Genomic DNA, 9,763 nt, shown 5'->3' on the forward strand with positions numbered 1-9,763 from the left:
TAGATATGAAAAAAATTAGTTTATTAGTCATTGCTCTTCTGGCAGCAATAGTCTTAGCAGCTTGTAACGACTCTTCAGCTGCTTCAGACAAGGATACAGTTAAGGTGAAAATTGGTGTGAATGGCTCTGATGGTGCCCAATGGCCAGTTTTAAAAGAGAAAGCAGCTAAAGAAGGAATTGAAATTGAGTTAATCGAGTTTGCAGACTACACTTTACCCAATAATGCCTTAGCACAGGGAGATATCGATTTAAATGCCTTCCAGCATATTTCCTTCCTTTCTCAATATGTAAAAGAAAGTGGAAATGACCTTGTTCCAATTGGTTCAACCATGTTTGCTCCTCTTGGCGTTTATTCGGAAAAAATTAAAGACATCAGTGAAATCAAAAAAGGCGATAAAATTGCTATTCCAGATGATCCATCTAACCAGGCTCGTGCACTTCGTTTGTTAGAGTCTGCTGATTTAATCACCCTTTCAGACAGCTTCGGGCTTTTTGGAGATCCAAGCGGCATTGTAGAAAACCCATTGAACTTAGATATTATTCCTATGGTTGCCCAACAAACACCACGAGTGCTGCCGGACGTTACTGCTTCTATCATTAATAACGGTGTTGCCGGTCAGGCTGGCTTCTCACCTGGTGAGGACCCTATATATAAAGAAGAAGGAAAGGATGAATCCATCTATCCTTATGTCAACACAATAGTAGCCCGTGGAGAAGACAAAAATAACGAAACATACACACGTATTGTCGAATTATATCAAGAAGAAGATATCCAGAAAGTTATCACCGAGGATACAAAAGGCGGATCCGCTTTAGTAATTTTAACGCAGGAACAACTAGATCAAACATTTGAAGATCTAATCAAATAAAAAATAGGAGGAATACAGATGAGTATTGTAAAAGAACCAAAGGAATTATTGCTAAAGTCAATTGAGGAAAACAAAGAATTATACGTGCAGGTCAGTCAGGAAATCCATAATAACCCTGAAATCGGCAACCAGGAGTTCTTCGCTAGTGCAAAACATGTAAAGCTACTACGTGACGCCGGTTTCGAGGTAACTACTTCCGTTGCAGGCCATGAAACATCCTTCTACGCTATTAAAAAGGGAGTAAAAGAAGGGCCAACCGTAGCTTACCTTGCAGAGTATGATGCCCTTCCTGGACTAGGTCACGCATGCGGACATAATATTATCGGAACAACGAGCGTTGCTGCTGGAATTGCCTTGGCAGAGGCCCTCCCTCTTACAGGAGGAAATGTAGTCGTTCTTGGGACGCCCGCTGAGGAAGGTGGACCAAATGGAAGTGCTAAAGGAAGCTTCGTCAAGCACGGTTTCCTTAAGGATGTTGATGTTGCACTAATGATTCACCCTTCCGGCAAGACTTCTTTAACTGGTGAAACATTGGCCGTGGATCCATTAGATTTTCATTTTCATGGGAAAGCAGCACATGCATCTGGATCTCCTGAGAAAGGTATAAATGCTTTAGACGCTGTCATTCTTTTATTCAATGGCATTAATGCCCTTCGTCAGCAGCTTCCAAGCACTGTACGTATCCACGGGATCATCACCCACGGTGGAGATGCTCCAAACATTATTCCTGACTACGCGTCTGCCCGCTTCTATATCCGAGCAGAGAGTTGGAAGAAAACAGAGGAAGTAGCAGAAAAAGTCCGTGCTATTGCAAATGGCTCAGCACTTGCAACAGGAGCCTCCGTACGAATTGAGCGATTCCAAAACGAGGTTCAGGACTTTGTATTAAATTCTAAATTAGATGAAATTCTTCATGAAGAGCTTGAAGCAGTCGGAGAGTTTGTCCATACAGAAAAACGAAAAGGCAAAGGATCAACAGACGCTGGCAACATCAGCTATGCTGTCCCTACTGCCCATCCACATATTAAAATTGGCCCAGATGATTTGGTCGGTCACACCATCGAGTTCCGTGAAGCTGCCAAATCCCAGCTTGGCGACGAGGCACTAATTAAGGGAGCTAAGGCTCTAGCCAATACCGGCTACCGCATCCTAACTGATGCTGAACTGCTTCATAACGTACGAAAGGAATATGAAGAAGCGCTAGCCAAGAAGCAAGATTGAGCTGAATACCTGATTCGATGAATGAAAGCCTATGGTTAGGTTGTAGCTATGTCCATTTGGATAAAAGTGTTGCAGTAGCAACTGGAAGTACTGCACCAGGGCAAAGTGTTGCGGGAATGGACGGAAGTGTTGCGGGAATGACTTCAAGTTTTGCGCGCTTTACCCAAAGTGTTGCGCTTATGGCTTAAAGTGTTGCACCTATCCAAGTATCTCACTTTACCAATTGACTTCCTCTTGCCACCCCTGTTTGAGGAAGTCTACTTCACTATAACTTTCCATCAATTCGATGTATTTAAAAAAATCCGCCCTTTATGGGGCGGATTTTTTGTCGCGCGCTTTCATATAGCTGGCATACCAAAATCCAAATGTCAGAGATGCAGCATCTAATATATAAATCCACCAACGATGAGTATAGCCTGCATACACAGAGGCTGCGAACAGAGCAACTGTTAGTAGCAAGGCGACATATCGATTAAAGGTTATTCGAGTAAATAGCACAACTAACAAAGCAGGTGCAACAATCGCAAGTATAACTTGTGTTGGTATAGATAAAGTTTCCATTGTTTCTCCTACCTCACTAAGATTAATCCTAGTCTGTAATGGTCATGTCTAAACAAAACATGCTGTCTCAATCGAAGCTCTCCATTATGATCCAATACTTCTAATCTACAATGGGCTGCATTGATTTGAACGGCTTCATACAGTTCTTGCTCATCTGTTACTTTTTGTCCGTTTACCTTAACGATACATTCTCCAATTTTTAAGCCCATCTTTTCTGCTGGAGAGTCGGAAAGCACACCAGCAATCATTACCCCATTCGATTGCGGAGATACAGCAAAGGAGCCATTACGCTCTCTTCTATACTCAATAAAGGATATTACTAGTCTTCCTATTACTCCCAACGCCAAAGCTATTAGACTGATAAGTGGTTCTATATAGCCTACCGCTGCTACAACTGTCACGATTATCCCTAATTGCCAAACCTTTTTTCCGTACATAGGGAAAAAATTCTCTGCCAGTGAATGTCTGCTTTTTTGTTGGAAGCCTATTACAAAAGGAAACAATACTAAAGAAAATGTAGACTCTCCTAAAGTAAACTGTGGCCAGAACGGTAGATATGTATGTATAACATCTCCAGGTATGACTAATAGAATCGGTAACAACCAAAGTCGTTTAGTTACATATTCCATTGCCTCGCTGCCTCTTGCCGTTTTAACCAATCTAGGCGAAGCGTTTGTCGCTCCATGCTTTTGGATAATAAAACCCTCTGCTATCAGCAATAAACCTGCTAAAATAGCAATTGGAACAATAACTTGTCCATCTATATCTTGTCCAACAATTTCCCATGAAAATATTTCATAAGACCAATCATAGAAAAACATGATATAAAAAGTAGCTACCGCTAAGGCAATTGCATAAATTGCAGAGCCGACCTGATACATAAAGAGTAGAACAAATAAAATCATCCATACACTATAAACCATTAACCAAGTGGACGGTATAACCAATCCAACCGCTACACTAATTACAGATATAATAATTGCCCATACATAACCATCTAGCAAAAAATGCTTGGCCTCTGTCCAACCCCAAAGTATTCTCGCTCGAAATTGTTTTCTCTCTCTCTTCACCCGAAAGTATCCGATTAATACAGAAAAAAGAAGTGTTATATAAACAGCTGGATGAAGGAAGAAACGTCCAATCCCTTTTGCCAATTCTATTAATATTTCTTGTACCATACGAATCCTCCTCGCTTACAACATAGTCTTCCTATTATTGTAACAAACGAGGAGAACTTCCGTATAGGTTTATTGTCTCAAGTTACTTATTTAAGCTGTGAATTATATAACTTACACCCATTTGAAGCTGCTGATCATTCTCTTTTCGTGCCTTATACTCATTAATTGTGTTCGTTAAGTCCTGAAAGAATGTCTCATCTAGCTTCGAATTAATTTCTAGTTTATTTTGCTCTCTATATTTATCTATAGCTTCAACAGTAGCTTCATCAAAATAACCGTCCTTGCGTGATATATTGTAGCCTAATCCACTAAGAATTTGTTGTACGTACTTAATTTCATCTCCATAATCTCCTTGGTGGAAATCACCATGATAATATTTAATATCTGTGTTGAATAACTCATCCTGCTCTACCTTCAAATCTGCCTCTATCCCCTTATGATGAATCCATTGTTGCTTTGGAGTTAACCACTTATGGGTAGAAATTTTTAACTTTCCGCCATTAGACAAAGGATGTGTTTCTTGAACAGTACCTTTACCAAAGCTTGTTTCACCTACGATCATAGCACGACTATTATCTTTTAACGCCCCAGCCAAAACTTCACTTGCAGATGCACTACCTCCATTTTGCAATAGAACAACTGGTAGCTTGTTCAGGTAAGGGTTATCCTTATTTACCGTATTCAATGGTTCTAAAACACCTTTAGCATCTTGCATGTAAGCAAACGTACTTCCGTTTTGTAGAAGGGTTCCTATAATAGAAGAAACGCTAAATAAATAACCTCCTGGATTACCTCGGACATCCACAACTAGTCCGTTTATTCCACGTTCTACAAGCGCTTTGGTTTGCTTTTCCCACTCTTCAGCAGTTTTTTCTCCAAAAATAGAAATAGTGACTATCCCTAGAGACTTTCCGTCAACCTCTAGTACTTCACTGGAAACAGTATGCAACGCGATTGTCTCTCGTTTCATATGTAACTCTACATGACGATTTTCGCTTGGACGATATATCGTCATTTTAAGACTACTACCTTTGTCGCCACTTAATAATCGAACTAATTCAGCCATAGTTTTACCATCTACTCGTTCACTGTTCACCCGTACGATTTCATCCTGAGGCTTCAAACCTGCTTTGTAAGCTGGAGAGTCTTTAATGGGAGCCACTACAATAAACTTACCGCCAGAATTCATAATTTCTACACCAATACCAACCCGTTCCTCAGCTAAAGAAGATTCTTGCGTCTCCGCTTCCTCTTTCGTTAAATACGAAGAATGTGGATCTTCTAAAGCTTCAGCCATGCCTCTAATTGCACCCTCTACTAATAACTTTTCATTCTTTGAGAAAACTGCCTCTTTTTTTATTAACTGATACGCTTCATCAATCACTTGACTACTACTAACGTTACTTTTCTCTGGCTCTGACGATTTTCCAGACATCCATAAATACCCTAATACCAACACAATGACTAAAATGAATCCAAATAAAATAATCCGATTTTTGCGCAAGTTCAACCTCCTAGTTTTCCACTAATATATGTGAGGAAAACGAAGTTTAATACTTGCCCAAAAATCAGATTCTTATTTTAGTTTATCGACATAATCTATCAGCATTTCCTCATTCATTGGACCAACTATCATATTTTGAATGATGCCATTCGTATCAATCATATAAGTAGTTGGAATAGGGATCACCTTATAGGCGTTTCCTATTTGCCCTTCCTCATCCATAGGTATTGGAAAGGTTAGACCGTAGTCTTCTACAAACGAAGACACCTCATCTACTCCATTATCCTTGTTCGTAAGGTTGACTGCTAAAATTTCCACATTAGCTTCTTCAGACATATCTTCATAGTAGTTTTGCATATGTGGCATCTCTGCTTTACAAGGAGGACACCATGATGTCCAAAAATTTAATACTACTTTTTTTCCTTTATAGTCTGACAACGAGACCTCTTTTCCGTCTAGTGTTGTCAAAGTAAAATCTGGGGCTGCATCACCTTTACCAGTCCCTTGGTTTACTGGGTTTTCAGCCATATCTGTTCCCATTTGCTCCCCTTCAAAAGGATCTTCCTTTTCATCAATATTATTTTTTACAAATGATATAGTAGCAATAGCTATTAAGGAACCTATAATTAGTAATCCAATTATTTTTTTCACACTTAACCTCCACTTTACTTATAAAATATTATTATTTTAATTATATGCATAAATCTAAGTAGATACTATTCACTAGCTTAAGTTTTATACAATTTGTGTACAAAAAAAGACTTCCATCAAATCTCTTATTCTAAAAAAAAAGGCATCCAATTATATAATAATTGAATGCCCCATGTTACTTTTATTTTATAGAGAAATGTATCTCAATGGATTCACTGAGTTACCAGCCATACCTTCCCAATATCCTAAATGGATTTCAAAGTGAAGATGTGGTCCAGTGGAATTACCTGTAGTTCCGATTGCTCCGATACGTTGACCTTTAGAGACAACTTGTCCAACTCCTACACCTATACTGCTTAAATGAGCATATAATGAAGTGAAAGTTTGACCATCAATAGAATGTGTCACCATAATTACATTACCGTATGTGCTTAAAGGTGATGCATACGATACGACTCCATCAGCAGCCGATAATACTGGTGTTCCAGTGCTGTTGGCAATATCTATACCATAATGCATTTTTCCTTTACCGTAGATTGGATGCATTCTGTATCCATAACCAGAAGTAAAGCTTCCGGATGCAGGTTTTGTCCAGTTACCAGCTGAAACGGCAGGAATCGCAGTTGAAGATCCGCTAGCAGCCTGCTGACGTTTACGTTCTGCAGCCGCTTTTTTCTTTTTCTCTTCTGCTGCTTTTCTAGCTATTTCTGCTTGACGCTTTTGCTCTGCAACAATTTTATCTTGAATCGCTTTATCTAAGTTTAAAACTTCTTCATATTCTGTTTCCATCTGTTCTTTATCTTCCAGAAGCTTAGCTTGTTCAACTTCTAGTTGATCTACTAATGTGCTCTTAGAAGATTTTTGACCATCTAAATTAGCTTTTAAGGAAACAAGCTGCTCTTTACTTGCTTCTTGCTCTTGACGTTTCTTCTCTAGGCTTGCCGTTTGCTCTTCAAGTTCTTTTTTATCTTCTGCCTGCTCTTTTAGAATTTTACGGTCAGCTTCCATCAATGTATTAACTGCTGAAAAGCGGTCAATAAAATCTACAAAGCTATTAGCTCCAAGTAATACGTCTAAATAATTGACTGATCCACCACTAACTTGAACAGCTCTTATTCTTTCTTTTAGCAATTCATCGCGAGCTGCAATTTTCTGTTCTAACTCAGCGATAGAGGCTTTTAATGCTTCGATTTCGCTTGTAGTTTTTTCAATCTCATTTAAAACCGCTGAAATACTTTTTTCAGTTGCCATAATTTTATTATCCAACTCTTGAATTTGAGCCATAATTTGATCAATTTTAGACTCGTTAGTATCAATTTTTGTTTCAGTTTCTTTAATATTCGATTGAATAGTGCTTTTCTTTTCTTGGATGTTCTGTTTTTCTTTTTTAAGGTCGTCCAATGAATTGGCAAGAGCGCTTGGCGTGTTAAATAGTAGCGCTCCGGATGCAGCGATTGCAACAATACGCAACATCCATTTGGATTGTTTTCTCAAATCTTATTGCTCCTTTCAAGATACCTTCTTATACTCGTAAAAATTTTCTAACTGACATGAAACTACCCCAAATACCGATTAAAACTCCCATTAATAGAATTAATGCGTTTAACTGATAAATGAATGGGGAAAACTCTAGTAAATTAAATAAATTTCCTAGCTCTAATTTAGGCTGTAATGCATTATAAAGATTATAGTAAAGCACCGTAACTAACGTGATTGGTACAATCGCTCCTAAAATACCAAGCCACATACCTTCTAATATGAAGGGGATACGGATAAACCAGTTTGTAGCTCCAACTAGTTTCATAATCTCTATATCTCGTCGTCTAGCAACAATCGTGATTCGAATAGTATTCGAAATTAAGAACATAGCTGTAAATAATAGAGCAAGGATCAACACTACGCCCACGTTTCTACCCATATTAAGTACAGAGAATAATCTTTCTATTTTACCTTCTCCGTAGCTCACCTCAAATGTGTTATCTAACTTATCGATTTCCTTCGCAATCGCTTCAGTCTCTTGAGGATCTACCGCTTTTGCATAAAAAACATTATGTAATGGGTTTTCTTGTTCATATAACTCTAAATCTGATCCAAAATCCATAACAAGTTTCTTTAGTTCTTCTCCCTTAGTCGCATATACTAGCTCTGCAACACCTGGAAGATTTTTAATGTCTTCTTCTAGCTTGGTGATTTCTTCTTCACTTGCTGTCAATTCGACGTAAATTTTTACTTCTACGTCTCTTTCTAGGTCGTCTGCTACTTTATTTAAATTCATCATAATCATGACGAATACGCCTACCAGTAATAATGTAACGGTAACAGCACTGACGGATGCAAATGTCATCCAACCATTTCTGCTGATACTTTTTAAGCTATCTCTGAAGTGTCGTCCTGCTGTTCTAGCCTTCATATCCGTAATCTCCTCCGTACTCGTCTCGAGTGATTAAGCCACCCTCAACTACAATAACACGGTGTCGAATTGTATTTACAATTTCTCTATTATGAGTTGCCATAACAATTGTAGTTCCTCGGGAATTAATTTCTTCAAATGTGTTCATAATTTCCCATGAAGTTTCGGGGTCTAAATTTCCGGTCGGCTCATCTGCAATTACTAGTTTAGGAGTATTCACAATGGAGCGCGCTATAGAAACACGTTGTTGTTCCCCGCCTGATAGTTCTGTCGGGAACATTCTAGCTTTATTTTTTAGTCCCACTAGCTCCAATACATCCATTACTTTTTTCCGGATCACCTTAGGGGATTCCTCTATTACTTCTAAAGCAAAGGCAACGTTTTCATAAACGTTCAGTCGAGGAAGTAGTTTGAAATCTTGAAAGACAACGCCAATCTGTCTTCTTAAGTAAGGAACATTTTTATTTTTTAAGGTTGCTAAATTCATACCATTGACTATGATCGTACCTGACGTTGGGCGTTCTTCTCGATACATCATTTTAATAAATGTCGATTTTCCTGCACCACTGGGTCCAACTACGTATACAAATTCGCCCTGCTTAATATTTACGTCAATCCCGTTAGCTGCAACAATACCATTAGGATATTTTTTATAGACTTTAGTCATTTCTATCATTTTATACCACCTAATTACTTTCTTTTATTAAATACAACAATGCTTATTATAACACTTGATGTCTTTCTTAATGTTACAAATAGATTTCATTTTGTAGGTAAATTTAGTCAGAAAAACTAAAATATTAGCGATTTTTCAGTTTTTTTAGTGTTTTTTACTCAGTTACAAAAGGACTATACCCTTTATTTCTACACTTTCTTTCATAATTCCTGCTATATTTTGTTGCCAGTGAAAATATTAATAACTACAGGTTTATTTCTCCAATATAGTTAACATTCTGTGAAAATCGACAAATAAAGCTATGAAGTTGGGATCGTTTCTTGGTGCGAATTTGGGATGTGATATGAGGGTCTTGTAATATTTATGGGATTTTTTGGACGGAATTGATTGAGTTTGGGTAGGTATTGGAGATTAATGGATGATGATAGGTGTGGGTTGCGGGGATTTAGGTGACACTTTGCTTTATTTATGTGCGTTTCCCTGAGGTTTAGTTTATACCTTCTCTATGTTTAGGTGCGTTTGGTGGGGTTAGGTGCGGATTCCTGAGTTTTAGGTGACACTTTGCTTTATTTATGTGCGTCTCGCTGGTTGTTAGGTTACACCAGCACTATAATTAGAGAACGTATAAAATTTTGTGTAAATGACCATAACTTTCCTATAGGAGATGATCATTATGCAAAATTACGAAAATAT

10 protein-coding genes are annotated in these 9,763 nt (G+C 38.1%); 3 read left to right on the forward strand and 7 right to left on the reverse strand.

The annotated features are described in order from the left end of the window. Positions 1-5: 5 nt before the first annotated feature. Genes HF876_RS15970 through HF876_RS15980 form a run of 3 tightly spaced genes read left to right on the forward strand, consistent with a single transcriptional unit; the run spans position 6 to position 2,278 of the window. The gene (locus HF876_RS15970) at positions 6-869 is read left to right on the forward strand and encodes a MetQ/NlpA family ABC transporter substrate-binding protein (RefSeq protein WP_169361042.1); all 864 of its coding nucleotides are present in this window, start codon (positions 6-8) and stop codon (positions 867-869) included. Positions 870-887: 18 nt separating this feature from the next. After that, the gene (locus HF876_RS15975) at positions 888-2,090 is read left to right on the forward strand and encodes a M20 family metallopeptidase (protein WP_169361043.1); all 1,203 of its coding nucleotides are present in this window, start codon (positions 888-890) and stop codon (positions 2,088-2,090) included. Positions 2,091-2,107: 17 nt separating this feature from the next. Continuing rightward, a complete protein-coding gene (locus HF876_RS15980; RefSeq protein WP_169361044.1) occupies positions 2,108-2,278 on the forward strand; it encodes a hypothetical protein in 171 nt (56 codons plus the stop codon). 121 nt (positions 2,279-2,399) lie between these two features. On the opposite strand, the gene HF876_RS15985 is transcribed toward HF876_RS15980, so the two are convergent. From HF876_RS15985 to ftsE, 7 genes are all read right to left on the reverse strand, one after another. Next, on the reverse strand, positions 2,400-2,651 hold the full coding sequence (locus HF876_RS15985; RefSeq protein ID WP_169361045.1) for a CsbA family protein: 252 nt from the start codon (positions 2,649-2,651) through the stop codon (positions 2,400-2,402). An 8-nt stretch (positions 2,652-2,659) separates the two neighbouring features. Next, positions 2,660-3,829, reverse strand: a complete 1,170-nt coding sequence (locus HF876_RS15990) for a PDZ domain-containing protein (protein WP_169361046.1) — start codon at positions 3,827-3,829, stop codon at positions 2,660-2,662. Positions 3,830-3,911: 82 nt separating this feature from the next. Further along, positions 3,912-5,333 (reverse strand): S41 family peptidase, encoded by a 1,422-nt coding sequence (locus HF876_RS15995; RefSeq protein WP_169361047.1) that lies wholly within the window; start codon positions 5,331-5,333, stop codon positions 3,912-3,914. A 72-nt stretch (positions 5,334-5,405) separates the two neighbouring features. Continuing rightward, complete coding sequence (locus HF876_RS16000) at positions 5,406-5,984, reverse strand: redoxin domain-containing protein (protein ID WP_169361048.1); 579 nt, start codon at positions 5,982-5,984, stop codon at positions 5,406-5,408. Between the two features lie 186 nt (positions 5,985-6,170). Next, the gene (locus HF876_RS16005) at positions 6,171-7,478 is read right to left on the reverse strand and encodes a murein hydrolase activator EnvC family protein (RefSeq protein ID WP_169361049.1); all 1,308 of its coding nucleotides are present in this window, start codon (positions 7,476-7,478) and stop codon (positions 6,171-6,173) included. 28 nt (positions 7,479-7,506) lie between these two features. Next, positions 7,507-8,394, reverse strand: coding sequence for a permease-like cell division protein FtsX (gene ftsX / locus HF876_RS16010; RefSeq protein ID WP_169361050.1), 888 nt, complete (start codon positions 8,392-8,394; stop codon positions 7,507-7,509). Then, positions 8,384-9,070, reverse strand: a complete 687-nt coding sequence (gene ftsE, locus HF876_RS16015; protein ID WP_169361051.1) for a cell division ATP-binding protein FtsE — start codon at positions 9,068-9,070, stop codon at positions 8,384-8,386. The genes ftsX and ftsE overlap by 11 nt, the downstream gene beginning before the upstream one ends. Between the last annotated feature and the right edge of the window lie 693 nt (positions 9,071-9,763).

Origin of the sequence: Psychrobacillus sp. BL-248-WT-3, assembly GCF_012843435.1 — a bacterium.
GTDB lineage: Bacteria > Bacillota > Bacilli > Bacillales_A > Planococcaceae > Psychrobacillus.